This window comes from Microcoleus sp. AR_TQ3_B6 (assembly GCF_036702785.1).
GTDB lineage: Bacteria > Cyanobacteriota > Cyanobacteriia > Cyanobacteriales > Microcoleaceae > Microcoleus.
On sequence record NZ_JAUBVJ010000005.1, the window covers coordinates 116,938 to 133,090 of the forward strand.

General features: G+C 46.9%; 11 protein-coding genes. 6 read left to right on the forward strand and 5 right to left on the reverse strand.

Features of this window, described 5'->3' with window-relative positions:
- The first annotated feature begins 27 nt into the window (after positions 1-27).
- The 6 genes from QUB56_RS04450 (at position 28) to QUB56_RS04475 (ending at position 6,564) form a co-directional block, all read left to right on the forward strand.
- The gene (locus QUB56_RS04450) at positions 28-3,459 is read left to right on the forward strand and encodes a PAS domain S-box protein (RefSeq protein WP_332953504.1); all 3,432 of its coding nucleotides are present in this window, start codon (positions 28-30) and stop codon (positions 3,457-3,459) included.
- Positions 3,460-3,684: 225 nt separating this feature from the next.
- Positions 3,685-4,065: a response regulator gene (locus QUB56_RS04455; protein WP_332953506.1), complete on the forward strand. Its 381-nt coding sequence runs from the start codon at positions 3,685-3,687 to the stop codon at positions 4,063-4,065.
- A 116-nt stretch (positions 4,066-4,181) separates the two neighbouring features.
- A complete protein-coding gene (locus QUB56_RS04460) occupies positions 4,182-4,640 on the forward strand; it encodes a hypothetical protein (protein WP_332953508.1) in 459 nt (152 codons plus the stop codon).
- A gap of 101 nt (positions 4,641-4,741) precedes the next feature.
- Entirely contained in the window at positions 4,742-5,122 is a 381-nt protein-coding gene (locus tag QUB56_RS04465; protein ID WP_332953574.1) for a response regulator, read from the forward strand.
- 489 nt (positions 5,123-5,611) lie between these two features.
- On the forward strand, positions 5,612-6,001 hold the full coding sequence (locus tag QUB56_RS04470) for a response regulator (RefSeq protein ID WP_332953510.1): 390 nt from the start codon (positions 5,612-5,614) through the stop codon (positions 5,999-6,001).
- Positions 6,002-6,372: 371 nt separating this feature from the next.
- Positions 6,373-6,564 carry a hypothetical protein gene (locus QUB56_RS04475; protein WP_332953512.1) on the forward strand — a complete coding sequence of 64 codons (192 nt, stop codon included), beginning with the start codon at positions 6,373-6,375 and terminating at the stop codon, positions 6,562-6,564.
- A gap of 79 nt (positions 6,565-6,643) precedes the next feature.
- On the opposite strand, the gene QUB56_RS04480 is transcribed toward QUB56_RS04475, so the two are convergent.
- The 5 genes from QUB56_RS04480 to QUB56_RS04500 form a co-directional block, all read right to left on the reverse strand.
- On the reverse strand, positions 6,644-7,855 hold the full coding sequence (locus QUB56_RS04480; protein WP_332953513.1) for a pentapeptide repeat-containing protein: 1,212 nt from the start codon (positions 7,853-7,855) through the stop codon (positions 6,644-6,646).
- Between the two features lie 128 nt (positions 7,856-7,983).
- Positions 7,984-8,622 carry a Uma2 family endonuclease gene (locus QUB56_RS04485; protein WP_332953515.1) on the reverse strand — a complete coding sequence of 213 codons (639 nt, stop codon included), beginning with the start codon at positions 8,620-8,622 and terminating at the stop codon, positions 7,984-7,986.
- A gap of 177 nt (positions 8,623-8,799) precedes the next feature.
- Positions 8,800-9,423 (reverse strand): Uma2 family endonuclease, encoded by a 624-nt coding sequence (locus QUB56_RS04490; protein ID WP_332953518.1) that lies wholly within the window; start codon positions 9,421-9,423, stop codon positions 8,800-8,802.
- 179 nt (positions 9,424-9,602) lie between these two features.
- Positions 9,603-10,769: a pentapeptide repeat-containing protein gene (locus tag QUB56_RS04495; RefSeq protein ID WP_332953520.1), complete on the reverse strand. Its 1,167-nt coding sequence runs from the start codon at positions 10,767-10,769 to the stop codon at positions 9,603-9,605.
- A gap of 202 nt (positions 10,770-10,971) precedes the next feature.
- Positions 10,972-15,972, reverse strand: a complete 5,001-nt coding sequence (locus QUB56_RS04500; protein WP_332953521.1) for a PAS domain S-box protein — start codon at positions 15,970-15,972, stop codon at positions 10,972-10,974.
- Positions 15,973-16,153 lie beyond the last annotated feature (181 nt).

Genomic DNA, 16,153 nt, shown 5'->3' on the forward strand with positions numbered 1-16,153 from the left:
AAATAATGTAATTAATTAAGTAGATTAATGATAGAACATACTGATGAAGATTCTGGGAAATGGCAACAACAGCCACAGCAAATCCTGGCTCAAACAGCCCTTTCTCTCTCCACATCCCTCAAACTAGAAGATATTCTCAAGACTACGGTAACTGACCTCAGAAACATTCTGCAATGCGATCGGGTAATTATCTTCCAATTTGCTTCAGACAGGAGCGGAAAGGTGGTGGTAGAGTCCGTTGGTTCAGAATGGACAGCAATCTTATCCACTCAGATATACGATCCTTGCTTTGGTGAAAGCTATATCGAACCCTTCAAACAAGGCTTATTCACCTCTAAATCTGATATTTATACTGCCGGAATTGATACTTGTCACCGGGAATTATTGGCAAATTTTCAAGTGAGAGCTAACCTGGTTGTTCCTATCCTTAAGGGAGAAGAACTTTGGGGATTATTGATGGCCCATCAGTGTACAGCACCTCGCGAATGGCAACCCTCAGAAATTGAACTCATGCGACAGCTAGCTACTAAAGCAGGAATTGCTATTCAGCAAGCTGATTTATTTGAGCAAGTACAAACGGAACTGAGGGAGCGGCAACAAGCAGAAATTGCCCTACAACAACTCAATACTGAACTCGAACAACGAGTCATAGAACGGACTGCAGAACTCACTGAAGTCAACCATAGCTTGCAACACTATATCACTCAAGTTGAAGACCTCTATAATAATGCTCCCTGTGGCTATCATTCCGTAGATGCAGCAGGAACAATAATTATGATTAATGATACAGAACTGAAGTGGTTAGGCTATACCCGCGATGAAATTGTGCATAAAAAATATAGGAATTTAATGACATTGGAAAGTAAAAATATTTACGATCGAAACTTTACATTATTTAAAAAACAAGGATGGGTAGAAAATTTAGAGCTTCAGATATTGAATAAAAACGGACAACTCATTTGGATCAACTTAAATGCTACAGCAATTTATGATGAAGCAGGTAACTTCATCATGAGTCGTTCTAGCGTATTTGATATCACCGATCGCAAACGTAGTGAAGAAGCATTCCGCCAATATGAACGCATCGTATTCAATACAACAGATGGGATTGTATTGATGGATCGCAACTATATTTATCAAATAGTTAATCAAGCTTATTTGAATTGGTGCAACAAATCTGAAAGCGAAGTTATCGGAAATTCTGTGAGAAATATCCTGGATGCAGAGGTATTCGACTACTTGATTAAACCTAGGTTAGACAGATGTTTGGCTGGCGAAAAAATTCAGTATGAAAATTGGTTTGAATCTCCCAATTTAGTCAGGCAATTTTTGAGCGTTACCTATACGCCTTTACGTGATATAAGCGAAAATATTGTAGGGGTAATCGTCAGTCTGCGCGATCTGACTAAACTTAAAAAAGCCGAACAAATGCTTGAGCTTCAGGCTGTCATTACCCGCAACATGGCGGAAGGCATTTGTTTAGTAAGAGCAGATAATGCAGCCATTGTCTATGCCAATCCTAAATTTGAGCGGATGTTTGGCTATGACTTTGGTGAACTTAACGGTCAGCACGTTTCGATTCTCAACTATGGCAGCGAATCGGTAAGTCCTGAAGATGTAAATCAAGCTATTCGGTCTGCCGTTTTCCAAAACAGTGAATTCAGCTATGAAGTTCAGAATGTCAAGAAAGATGGGACTCCATTTTGGTGCAGTGCAACTTGCTCTGTATTCAATCATTCCGAGTATGGCGATGTTCTGGTGGCCGTTCATCAAGATATCACAGTAGCGAAGCACCTCGAAGAAGTTCGACAAGAGGCGGAAGCAGCCTTACTACAGAAATCCCGAAAGGAAAATTTGCTCTGGAGGATTACTCAAGGGATTCGCCAATCTTTGGATCTGAATGCCGTTCTCAATACTGCTGTTACTGAAATTAGGGAGACATTACAAACCGATCGCACTGCCATTTACCGCTTTAATCCTGATTGGAGTGGTGATTTTGTCGTGGAGTCAGTTGGTGAGGGTTGGGTAAAACTGATAGGGAGCGATATTCAAAAAAATTGTGGAGATACCTATCTGCAAGAATCTCGCGGCGGTCGGTTCCGCAATCATGAAAAATTTGTAGTTAATAATATTTACAGCGCTGAACTTCAACCCTGTCATATCGAGCTAGTGGAACAATTTCAAGCAAAAAGTTATGCAGTTTTCCCGATATTTTTGAGAGAAAATCTCTGGGGTTTGTTAGCTATCTACCAAAATACGGCACCTCGTCAATGGCAATCGTGGGAAATAGAATTACTTGAACAGATTGCCAGCCAATTGTCGATCGCCATTCAGCAATCCAAACTCTACCGACAACTTAAGCTAGAACTGCAAGAACGCAAACAAGCCGAGGCCACGATCCGAGAAGCCGAACGACGCTGGCGATCGCTCTTGGATAACGTGCAGTTGATTGTTGTCGGACTAGATCGATGGGGAAATGTTAATTATGTTAATCCTTTTTTCTTAAAAATTACAGGATATACTAACCCAGAAGTTTTAGGAAAAAATTGGTTTGAAAACTTCTTACCCCGTTCTATTCAAGAATCAATTAAAATAGTTTTTTCCGAAGTGGTAGCCCATAACTATCATCCCTATTATCAAAATTGTATCTTAACCAAATCGGGTGAGGAACGATTTATTGCCTGGAACAATACCATGCTGCAAGATTCAGAGGGAAACATCATTGGAACTATCAGCATTGGGGAAGATATTACCGAACGACAAAAGCTAGAACAGATTAAAAATGAGTTCATTGGCATTGTCAGCCATGAACTTCGCACTCCTTTGACAGGAATTCAAATGTCATTGGGGCTAATAAAAAGTGGGGTTTATGATAAAAAACCCGAAAAATCGAGACGCATGATTGAAATCGCCCTCCTCGATACCAATCGTTTAGTGAACCTGGTTAATGATATTTTAGATTTGGAGCGCCTAGACTCCGGGCGGGCAATTGTGGAGAAAACTGTTTGCAAAGCTGCCGATTTGATGCAGCAAGCAGTAGATAGCATTCAGGCGCTGGCTACTCAACAGCAGATATCATTAATCGTTAACCCCACGGATGCAGAAGTCTGGGCGACAGGAGATGCGATCGTCCAAACCTTAACAAATTTGCTCAGTAATGCGATTAAATTCTCACCTGCCGATTCCACAATTCATCTGAGTGCCCAAAACCAGACGGACTTTGTGCTGTTCCAAGTTAGCGATCGCGGACGAGGGATTCCAGCAGATAAACTAGAACTGATTTTTGGCCGATTTCAGCAAGTTGATGCCTCTGACTCCCGCGAAAAAGGAGGCACCGGCTTAGGTTTAGCAATCTGTCGCAGTATTGTTGACCGGCATGGCGGCAAAATCTGGGCGGAAAGTATCTTAGGTGAAGGCAGCACATTTTGCTTTACCCTACCCTTACCCACCATTGAATAACGCTTATAGCCTTTCTCAGTAACATGAGGTGCTCTCGCGGGCATAGGGCCTAGGGCATGGGGCATTGGGCATAGGGCATGGGGCATGGGGCATGGGGATGGGGCATAGGGCATGGGGCATGGGGCATAGGCCATCAGTTGCGGTGTATACCTCATTTTATTGAGAACCGCTATAGATTAATCTGTACCATCAATCCCAAATCCAAAATCTCCCACCCAAAATCCGATGACTGACAGACAAATTCTAGTTGTTGACGATGAAGAACACCTTCGGGAACTTGTGCAAGCCTGCTTAGAAGATTTAGGCGGATGGAAAACAGTGGGGGCAGGATCGGGAGAGGAATGTTTACAAATACTGCAAATACAACAACCCAACGCTATTTTGCTGGATGTATCTATGCCGGGAATGGATGGGTTTGCTGTCTGCGAGATCCTCCAGTCCGATCCGATTACCCGATCGATTCCAGTGATTCTGCTGACAGCGAAAGTTTTGCCCAGCGATCGGGCTAAATTTGCCCGGATGGCGGTAGCTGGGGTAATTGCCAAACCGATCCAACCCATCACCCTGACGGAAGAAGTAGCAGAAATTTTGGGATGGATGGAATAACTTTCACCATTTTTGTGAATTTTTGTAACAATAACCGCATCTTTACCAAATCCTTACCGTTGCCATTTAGTCTCCTGTTATGAAGCTAACAGTTCTTTGCATTAGGAGGAGACTCAATGAATTCTTTTCAAGCTTTGAATGGTGGAAGTCAGGATCTCGCAGGTTCATTTTCCGGTTTGCCCACTGGTTGTCAGCAATCCACACTTTGGATTGCTCATACAGAGGAAACACCGATCGCAGATATTAAAATTCAAGAAAAGGATATGACACTTATCCTGAAAGTTCAGATTTCTGACATTCATCTTGTCAAGTTGAATCTCCAAATCACTCCAGAAACTGTTTTAATCGAAGGTCAACCTACCGAAGCGGCGGGAGTAGAAGGTTATTTCTTTCCTAGTGGATTTCAAAGTCTCATCCCGTTGCCCCACCGCGTACATCCTGAAATCTATGAAACTGAAATACATTCGGATCGTTTAACAATTCAGCTTGCTAAAGAATTGATAGTTCCGCCATCCCAAATTCGGATTCCACTCTCAACTGCAAATTTGAGCTATTCCTCAAAAATGTATATTTGAAACCCAATTGGCAACCGAAAAATTGATTTCTCATCCACCCAAATAAAATGAACGCTTTGCAAGTAGCTAAGTATGAGGGCAGTCTCCTGCCCCAAAACAAGATGATAGGGAAACAAATTCTCATCGTTGATGACCAAGAACACCTCCGCGAACTGGTACAGTTGTGCCTGGAAGACCTCGCGGGATGGAACACCCTGGCGGCCGAATCAGGACAAGAATGTTTAGAAATCCTAAAAACAGAACGACCTAACGCTATTTTGCTGGATTTATCAATGCCGGGAATGGATGGGTTTGCTGTGTACGCTCGTCTCCGATCCGATCCCATAACTCGATCGATTCCAGTGATTCTGCTGACAGCAAGAGTTTTGTCAAGCGATATGGCCAACTTTGCCGAAATGGGTGTTGCTGGGGTAATTCCCAAACCATTTGAAGCCACCACCCTGCCGGGAAAAGTGGCAGAGATTTTGGGATGGAATGATTGACCGAAAGCATCCAGGATACAAGCCCCCGGATTCATTCCGAAAGCAGACTCAGGACCGAGAAATAAAAAACCTGTATCCGATGAAACTTGCCTAACGTATTTATCCCTAGGTTCAATGCTTCAATCTAAAATCTCAAATCTCAAATCTCAAATCGATTGACACTCCCCAGTATGGCAGACTCCGTATTCTTAAGACTTGACCAGAAAGAATTGGTTTAAAGCCCTAAGCCCGATCGGGAGAAATTAAAAGAAGAGTATTCATTACTCCAATCCTCTTCCTTCCAGGTAGAGAACGCTATCAACAGTCAACAGTCAACAGTCAACAGTCAACAGTCAACAGTCAACAGTCAACTAAAAATCTTAATATCCCTATTGGTAGGCTTTCCAAACTCACCCTGGGGGCGTGACCACCCCCGCCAAAAACCCAGACAGGGCTGCTATTTGACAGGATCTTATTCAAAGAAAAATGAAGCCTTTGCAATGTATTGGTATGACTACAAAAAGACTTTTATTAATTCACAAAAATCCGACTATAGGGGAGGTAATCCAGGCTTGCTTGACTGATTTGGTCGGTTGGAAGGTGGGAGTTGCTAGTTCGACTGGAGAAGGTTTTCGACAAGCAAGTCTCTATCAGCCAGATGCGATTATTTTAGAGGTTTCTATCGGCGAAATAGATGGATTGCTATTTCTCAAACAACTAAAAAGCCAACCAGAAACCCAAGGGATTCCGGTTCGGCTGCTAACTCTCAAAGCTAAATGGTCAGATTTATCACAGAGTTGGTTCCACAAATCTCAACTTGCAGCAGCGATTGTCAATCCTCTCGAACCAACTATGCTTGGCGTTGAGATTGCGAAGGTGTTGGGTTGGGATTTAGACTGAGTATCTTCTCTGGGACCCTGGGGATTGTTGGATACAATTTCTCTCAGACAATTCAGTTATATCAACTCCGGAAGCATCGGAATTAATATTACTCACAGTCAGGACACGGCGAGTGCCTTAGTCCCTACCCCCATTAATTGTAGGGACTAAGGCACTCGCGGTGTCCTCTATATCATTCCGATGCAACCGGAAACAATATTATTGCTATTTTTACGAAATATGTCGATTTGCATCACTTTCTTAACAACTTTGTATTCTTTACCAAATCTTTACTTCTTACCTCTACATTCATAGAATTGCTGCTTCAAGCCAGCTTACAGCCCTTGGCAACAAAAGATAAATACACTTTCATAGATAAAAAAGAGGTTTTTATGACAAGCTGTCCTTGCTGCACGAATCAAATGCTGCCTCACCTTCGCCAAGCTCAAGTATACTGGTTTTGCCGTCAGTGTTGGCAAGAAATGCCTGTGTACAGTCTTAACAGCTACGGTTCATCACTCTCTAAAAATTTAGTTAGAGAGTTAAGCATTAAGAAGCAACTTTTTTCAGAGGCGATAGTTTAAAGGTAAAATTCCATCGCACAGGCGTGATGCCCGTGCCACAAGGGAGGCGGATGAATAAAAGGGTTCCCGCACTTACGGGCTAAACCTCTTCAAAAATCGCGCCTCGCTGCTGTAGATTCACCTGCATCTCCTCATCGATTCCTGAATTGTTCCCGAATCTGGCTGACTCGACATTCGCACCGCTGAAATTAGTATTTGTTAAGTTCACTTCCAGCAGATTTGCGCCGCTCAAGTTGGCACCGCTGAGGTTAGCTAAAGCTAGACTTGCTTTGTGCAAATCTGCGCCGCTTAAATCAGCATTTCCTAAGAAAGCGCCACTCAAATCTGCACCGCCGAATTTGGCATTTTGCAGGTTGGCGTCGCTGAAATCGGCATCGCTTAAGTCTGCACCCCGGAAATTTGCCCGATCGAGATTTGCGCTGCTAAAATCCACTCCACTTAAATTCGTTCCGCGCAAGCTGCTACCCGCGAAATCTACTGCTGGATTGAGATTGGCGATTTTTGCCAACTCCACAAAGTTATCGCTTTGGGCCCCGATAATGCGATCGACCATTTTCTGCAATTGGGATTCAGCTTCCGGGACCATTTCCACTTCGCGCGGTTCCACCGGAGGCAAATTGTAGGACAATAGCGCCCAACTGAGGGCAGGTTGGAGTTTATTTGCTTGCAGGTATATACTCAGGATTCTTTCTAAAACTGAATGTTGATTTGGCGTGATATCGTGCGGCCATAAACCCTCCGCATCTGTGAGATAAATATCTTCTTTAGCAACTTGAAAAGCCGCTGCTATCCGAAATTGTTTGGCAGTCAATTCTCCCAGCTTAGCACTTTTTAGCAAACCTTTTAATACTGATTTGCCCTGTTCTACTGCAAAAATCCAAGCTGGCGTCGTATCATCGCTTATTGTGGAAACGTGACACAATATGCTCTCTGTTTCCTTGATTTTTTCCGCCTGAGCGCCGCCCTGAACTCCCCGCTGACTTTCGCTCACTAAAATTTCTGCACTACTTTGAATGGGGAGGGTTTCTTCAATGGGCAAAAGCTTGAAAGAACCGACTAACTGACGTGATGCTACGGGAATTTCGCAGTTTTCTAGATAGAGCTTGAGCGTCCCGCCTTGCAGACCAAATTTGACGCGACCACCTAGCAGGGGTTCCCAATGCTCGTTAAAATTCAGGCTCAAGTGGATGTCGAGCTGCTGGGTTTGGGCTGCAACCGATGGAACTGGAATTGCTTCTAATTGCATCCACAAGCAATCTGGGTATTTGTTGTGAGAATCTAGCGATCGCATATCGGTAGAAGTGCTGGCTTTGCCAGACTGTGATGGAGTTTTTGAGGAGGGCTTAACTTTTAATCTATCACACTACAGCATTTTTTCATCCCTTGAAACTGGAATTTTTGTTTAATTTTCTGGATCCTTCATGGGTTTTGCTGAATTTGGCTTTTTACCCACTTCCGAAATGCTTTCACTAATTCCAAATACTCCATTGTTTCTGCTTGTTCCAAAAATCTGACCATCTCTAATATCGGTAAGCTGGGAAATGCTAAACTGAGTTCACACTCAAGGTATTCTCCATTTTCTAATCTGTTGATTCTGAGTCGCGCTCCATTATAAATCCAAACTTCCGGCACTCCCAGATCCCTATAAACCTGCAAGCTATTTTCCGAACGGCTGGTAATATCAATTTCCACCACTAAATCCGGCGGCGGATCTTGATTCAGGTCGATTCTTTTTTTGCCTTTAACTGCACTAAGATTTTGGATGTAAAAACATTCATCCGGTTCGACACCGCTAAGTTCAGGACGCTTGAAAGTTGTGGAACCAAGGGGTTCAATGCTCACATCTAATTCTTCAGCTAAGGTTTCAACAAATCGACCCATTATTGTTTTGAAGCGTTCGTGTTCTAGGGAGGGTACCATAATTTGAAGATTGCCGCGATTGTATGTCAGTCGAATTTGCCGATCGCCGATTTCGGCAAGCAAAGTTTCGTAGGTTTGCCAACTGATACCCGATAGCTGGACAATTTGTTCCGGGGGGGCGAGAGTTTGAGCAGTCATCTGATTTTAGATTTTAGATTTTAGATTTTAGATTTCTCCCCCGCATAAATCCGGGGCCACAAACCAAATTCTTTTGAATGATAGTGCTAGTTTTATGCTTCGTGCCTAGGCCGGGGCCGGGGCGTAGCCATCGCACTTTTACATTATATCATCAAAAAAAGCTCGATCGCTCTCTAATTACCGAATTAAAATAGGTGCGATCGAGCCAGATTTTAACTCACCAATCTGCACCGGAAATACCGCCGCCAAATCCAGAGACAACTCTGGAAAACCAGGAATTACTACCGTCTGATTTGGCAACACAACTCGTTGCAATTGATAACTAAAACTACCGTTTTGTTTGCGATAAGGTTCGCTGTGCATTTCCAGTTGGTTATCAACCAAATTAAATATCCAATAATGAGTAATCCCTGTTTCAGCATAGAGAGGCAACTTCGTTCCCCGATCGTACTTCAAAGTAGAATCGGCAACCTCAATTACCAACAAAATATCAGCAGGCTCCGGGTGAGAAGATAAATAATTGTCAGAACGATGGCGGGAAATAACAACATCAGGCTCTGGTTCGCTATCATCCGTCAAAATAATGGGTTCTTGACCGCGCACGATCGCTCTTTTTCGCAGCAGCGGGTACAATTTTCCTAACAGTAGCGAATTACAAACAGAGTGAAACGTACTTTTACTAGCCTTGAGGATAATTTCTGGGCGAATCAATTCAATTCGGTCATCTGGCTCAAAAAATCCCAGTTCTCCCAAACGGTGATATTCGGCGATCGAGAACCGTTTTGCAGTTACGGCAGTCAATCGATTTTAGATTTTAGATTTTAGATTTTAGATTGACCCCACGGATAAATGCTCTTTCTTGAGGATTTTCGATTTTCGAAAAGGGATTGATTCCACGGATAAATCCGAGGGCTTGTACCACCTTTGAAATTCTTGGTCATAGCTTTTATTACCCTTTACAATTACCAACAGTTCCAATTCTACTCAAAAACCCCGCCCCGTGCCCTCAATTCAAGCTTCACGGCTTCCGAAATTCCCAGACAACCAAAAAACTTCGCATTGTCCACCACCGCATTTTTCAAATCAGCGCGGCTCAAATCAGCACCGTTTAAAATCGCACCGCTCAAATCAACACCGCTCAAATCAGCATTTTTTAAATTAGCATCGGTCAAATTTGCATCTACTAAAATCGCATCCGGTAAATAAGCACTGCTCAAATTTGCTCCGGTTAAATTTGCACGGCTCAAATTCGCCCGAGGCAGCTTTGTCCGCAAATCAGCACCGCTTAAATTAGCGCTGCTGAGTTCAGCATCCCGCAAATTAGCATTGCACAAATTAGCATCAATTAAAATAGCAGCGCTCAGCAAAGCACCGCTGAGATCCGCTAAGGTCAAATCGGCGCCCCGGAGATTTGTTTCGCGCAAATCCGCACCGTTAAAATCAGCGTAGTGCAAGTCAAAACCGCTTAAATTAGCCCCGGCAAAATCCTCAACCGGATCCAAACCAACTGTTTGTGCAAGTTGTACAAAATTATTAATTTTATCGGTTAAAAACAGTTCGCGGACGATCGCCAATTGCTGCTGTCGGTACTTGTCGGCCTTCTCGTAATCTGCTAAATACTTGTAACCGAGCTTCAAATTCTTGAGAGCATTGCGCTCAACGAGATCGTCCTTGCTGGCGCGCGCGATCGACAACTGCTCGTGATAACATTCGATCGCACCAGGCAAATCTCCCTTAGCATCGCAAGCTAGCGCCAAATAGCCCAAAGTTTCCAGGGTTTGGCGCGCATCGCCAGTTTCCCGGGCGATCGCCAAACGCTGCTGCTGGTAATCAATAGCACTAGAAAAATCCTCCAGAGTACAGCAAGCATTGCCCAGATTTCCCAAAGCATTCGCCTCGCCCCGGCGATCGCCAATTTCCCGCGCTAACACCAAATGCTGCTGGTAGCAGTCGATCGCTGACGGATAATTTCCCAGCGCTTCGTAAGCTGCGCCCATATTCCCCAGGGCCGCACCCGATCGGCGCTTATCGTCCATTGAGCGATACAGCCCCAGCGCTTCCTGCCAAGACTCCAGCGCCGCCTCAAATTGGCGCGCCTGATATTGCGAAATCCCCTGCTTGATTAGCTCGTTAGCTTGTTCGCTCATACTGTCAAAATTAGTAGAATAACTCAAGTTGATATTAATCGAGTCAAAGCGATAATTGCTAATCGGTAATTGCTAATCGGATGTCAAAGCGAGGAGGAGTTTTCTGCCGATAACTCCTCCTATTGAGTGTGAGCGCGGTACACACTGTTGCTAGAAGGACGTAACCCATAGCAAAGAAGGCCGGCTGGCTGGGGCTTGAGTGTCAATGAGTCCGTCTAACCAGATTAAGAATCGCCCCAATCAGTTCCTCCGGCTCAACGGGCTTGGCAATATGCCTTTGAAACCCAGCATCAAGCGCTTGCTGCTGATTAAAATCCCCCGCATAGGCAGTTAACGCGATCGCGGGAATTTCCCCACCTTGCTCTGGTGGTAAAGCTCTCACTTGCTGCATCAGCATATAGCCATCCATATCTGGCATCCCAATGTCGCTCAGCAGCACGTCTGGCTTCGATCGCATTAACGCCGCCAAGGCGGAGCCTGCTGAGTCGGCGAAGATGACACTTGCCTGGGCCTGCTGCAACAGAAAAACCACAAATTCCCGTGTATCGGTATCATCCTCGACCACTAAAACTTGAACGCCTTTCAAATTGAGGGAGGCCTCCTCGGATTGCTCCTCCTGACTGACGGCTGGCTCAATCGGCATCAGTGGCAGTCTGACGGTAAATGTGGCTCCTAGCTGTTCACCAGGGCTTTGGACCTGAACCGTTCCGCCATGGAGTTCAACTAGGTAACGGACGATCGCTAATCCTAATCCCAATCCCCCAAACTTGCGCGTCGTAGCACTATCGGCTTGGCGGAAGTAGTCAAAGACGTATGGCAGAAACTCTTGAGGAATGCCCTGGCCGTTGTCGCTGATGGTGATTTGAGCTTGATTGCCCACTTGCTCTAATCGCACCTCAACCCGACCGCCTGCGGGGGTAAATTTAATAGCATTGGAAAGCAGATTCCACACCACTTGCTGCAAGCGGGTGGAATCACCTGACACATAACCCACGTTGTAATGAAGGCTGACCTCTATCCCAATGGATTTGGCCCCGGCCGCCAGCCGAACTGTTTCGAGGGCCGCTCTTATAGTCGATGCCAAATTGATCGCAGTGGGATTCAGGCTGAGCTTCCCTTGCAAAATCCGCGAAACATCGAGCAAGTCTTCAATCAATTCAGATTGCAACTTGGCGTTGCGTTCAATTGTGGCGAGGGCTTGTGCCGTCTTCGCTTCGTCGAACTTGCGAATTTGTAGGAGCTTTGACCACCCCAAAATGGGATTGAGGGGCGATCGCAGCTCGTGGGACAATACTGCCAGAAACTCGTCTTTGATGCGGTTTGCTTGCAGCAACTGCTCGGCTTGCTGCTGTAATGAAGTTGTCAGGTTTGTCCGTTCCAGAGCGATCGCTACCTGATCGCAGGTTACTTGCAGCAGGTGAATTTCTTCTGAAGTAAAGCAAGTCCGGGTAAGACTGCCGAAGGAGAGCGTCCCCAACAACCGTCCCCGAGCAATCAGCGGTTGAGCGGCATGAGCGGTGATACCCATTGAGTGGATAACTCGAGCATCAGGAGCGGCGGCAATTTGCTCTCGATCGAGAACAATTTGCCGCCGATCGCGAGCAACCACTCCACACATATATTCACCGAACTCGATCCATTCCATCATTGCTGCCACTTCCTCAGAAATCCCACTAGAATTCCTCAGATGCAGGAGAGGCCGATTGTCTTTCTCCTCAACTAAGTAGTTGTAGTAACAATGCAGGTCTAGCTGGGCTGAGAGCTTGCTAAACAAGGCGTTCATCAGCGCTAGGGGTTGTTCGGTGGCCAGCAAATCACTGGTCATTTCATATAGCAGATGTAGCCGTTGGTTTGCCTGTCGCTGGGCGGTCTTGTCTTGCAAGATATTCACAAATCCTTGCGTGTTGCCAGTTTCATCCTGTAACGGCATCATTAAACCACTCGCCCAAAAGCGGCTGCCGTCTTTCCGCATATGCCAGCGTTCGTTCTCTACTTTTCCCTGCGTCAGAGCAATTTCGCTTTCCGTCTGTGCTCGTCCCTGTTCCTTGTCTTCGGGCGTGAATATGATGCTACCGTCGCAGCCGATCGCCTCTGCGTCTGTGTAGCCCAAAACCCTTTGGGCGCCAGAATTCCAACTAGCAATAGTGCCACCCGGATCGAGAGTGAATATGGCGTAATCTTTGGCACTCTCAATAATCAGACGGAGGCGGGATTCACTCTCGCGCAAGGCGACTTCTGCTTGGAAGCGATCGGTGATGTCAATACAGGAACCGATGTAGCCGAGGAAATCGCCTTCTAATGTAAACCGGGGGATTCCTGTGTCTAGAAACCAACGGTAGACTCCATCAAAGCGTCTGAGGCGATACTCCATCTGAAACTGTTGCCGAGCATCAAAGGCAGTGACATAAGTATCTAAGCAATGTTGCAAATCATCGGGATGGACTGCTTCTAACCAACCATTGCCCATTTCTTGCTCGATCGTCCGTCCAGTAAAGTCTAGCCACGGCTGATTAAAGTAATTACAGAGTTTATCAGTTCCAGACATCCAGATCAGAACAGGAGCGGTATCTGCCAGTTGGCGAAAGCGAACTTCACTCTCGCGCAGTTCAACTTCTGCTTGTTTGCGATCGGTAATGTCAATGATAAATTCCACGCCCTCTGTTTCATTGAACTGCGTCGCAGCGAACAGTGCCCACCAGCGCGAGCCGTCTTTGCGGATGTATTGCTTTTGATAAGGATTAGTGCGCCCGGTTGCTTCAAACTCCTCGACTGCTCTGAGGGAATGGGGCATCCACTCCGGCGGTGTCATTGTGTCCCAGCGCACCAATCCTTGCTCAGTATCCTCACGGCTGTAGCCGCTCATGCGGAGGAAAGCGTCGTTGGTTGCGGTGATAGTACCGTCGGTTTGGAAGAAAATGACCCCGACTGTTTCGATCGCCATCGCCCGACGCAGACGCGCTTCGGATTCGCGCAAGGCAAGGCTCGAGCGATCGCGATCTAATATGATGCTGGCGACTTGGGTGGCGAAGTCGCACAGTCGGTACTCCAAATCAGTCGGCCTCCGCGCCTCGTCGAAGCACAGAATCAGAGAACCGAGGGGCAGGTTGTCTGCGCCCTGTATGGGCGCGGAATGACACGCCAGCACGCCGTGAGTCAGGCATAAGTCTCGCCATCTCGGGGACCAGCGATCGTCGTTGGCGATGTCGGCACAGGTGACAGGTTTGCCCGAATACACTGCCTCGCCGCACGTACCGAAGGCAAGCTCATTAATCGGGGCATCCTTGAGTCCTTGAGCGAAGGACGGCCCAAAATCCGGAGCGATCGAATAGGGAAACGTCAGTCCCTGGGCATCGGCTACCAGGATGCAGGCTCGCGTGCGCGGATTTAGCTTGGACACGGAGGCACACAGGGATGAGAGACATTCCTCCAGCGGGTGCCCTGAGGCGGTAAACTCCAGCAGTCTCTTCTGCTCGGCCTGTACGAGTTGGGCCTGTTTGCGATCGGCAATGTCAGTTACAAAAATTTTCAGCCCATCGGCCGAGGGGAAAACCCGGTACTGAAACCAGCGATTGCAGCGCAGATAAAGATACTCAAACTCGACGGGCGTTTGGGAGCTCATCGCCCGATGCAATTGAACGCAAACATCGGTGTCAACGGTATTGGGAAACAAGTCCCAATGGTTGTAACCGAGCAGTTCTTCTCGCTGCTTAAAAAGCATCGAGCACAAGCGATCGTTGACGTAGGTGAAGTGCCAGTTGCGATCGAGAACAAAGAAACCATCACTGATGCTAGAGAGAATGCTTTCCACCTCCTGACGAGCTGTTTCTGCTTCTGGCTGCTGCACTTGTTCCTGCTGGAGTGCTTCGAACCGCTGCGCCTGCTCGACATTTGTTTCCACTCGTGCTAACAATTCACCGTCAGAAAACGGCTCAGTCAAGTAGTCGTCGGCTCCAGCTTCCATGCCCCAGAAATCGAGCAGCCTGTTCACCAGATTCAGCAAGCGTTGCCCGTTGCGCTGCACCACCTCCATCCGTTCTCGATGCTCGGCGGGTAGCGGCACGTTTCGATCGGTGAGAGCGTCCTCAGTTGAACCGATTATCAGGGTTAGGGGAGTCCGCAATTCATCGCTGATGTTACTCAAAAAAACCGTGTTGGGGCGATCGAGTTCTGCCAGTGCTTCGACTCGTTTCCGCTCTTGTTCATAAGTGCGGGCATGGCAGATGGCTGTTGTCACCTGCCCTGCGATCGAGTCAAAAAAGCCTTTGTAATCCTCATCAAAGATTCTGAGCGGACTCACTCCGGCAATCAAGAACCCGAAGGTTTCTCCCGATCGGGCCAGCGGTAGAATGACCGCTTGATGGGGAGATTGGAACCAGGCGCCGCCTGGTAAAAGTCCAAATCGCGCTTGTAAATCCTCAACTATCTTGCTTTCACCCGTCTCCATGACTTGCGTCAGTTGCCACCCCTGGGACGTTTCAGCGGATGTCAGATCGATCGCCTCTGGGCTGGCGATGGTTCCGGCGGCTAACCTGGTTGTGCCGGCAAGTCGTGCACAAGTGCGATCGCGATCGAGGAGATACAGCAGTGCAAACGGGATGTCACAGGCGTTAGAGGTCAATGCGGCGGCCCAAACCTCGCAGGCGGCTTCTACCGTCAATGCGGTGACTGTTGCTGCGCCCCCTTCACGCAGCGTCCTCAAGCGGCGATCGTTCAACACCCGCTCTGTTTCTTCGGTGACAGTGCCAAACACACCGCCTGGCCTGCCATCTGAGGCGGGAACAGGACTGTAGGAGAAGGTAAAGTACCTCTCCTCTGGATACCCGTTGCGCTCTACGATCGGCAAGGCTTGTTTATTCCATGACGATTTGCCTTCTTTTAAGACGGCTTCAGCTTGAGGCCCAACCACCTCCCAAACGTCTGCCCAAACCTTAAACGCAGATTCACCCAGGGCCTGGGGATGACGCTGGCCCAGGATCGGGATGTAAGCGTCGTTGTAGAGGTTAATCATCTCGTTCCCCCACCAGATGAACATGGGGTAGGGGGAACCCAACACGAGCCCGATTGCGGTTTTTAAGCTCTCGGACCATTTCTCGACAGCACCAAGGGCCGAATGCGACCAATCGTGCGATCGGATCAGCGCCCCCATCTCGCCACCACCCGCAAAAAGCTCTTGAGGAATTTCCTCCGATCCATTGACGCTCATTTTTTATTCCTATATAAAAATATTTGGTTGGCAGTGCCTCAGCTTCAAACAATCCCGACCCACCCCGAAAAACTAGGCTGTTTAAGTTTCTTAAGCATTCTTTCCTAATGCTTGCGCTTCCCGGAGACTACCCTCAGGGTTTGCTAGGAAATCCCAGTTAGAAATATAATAGTAACTATTG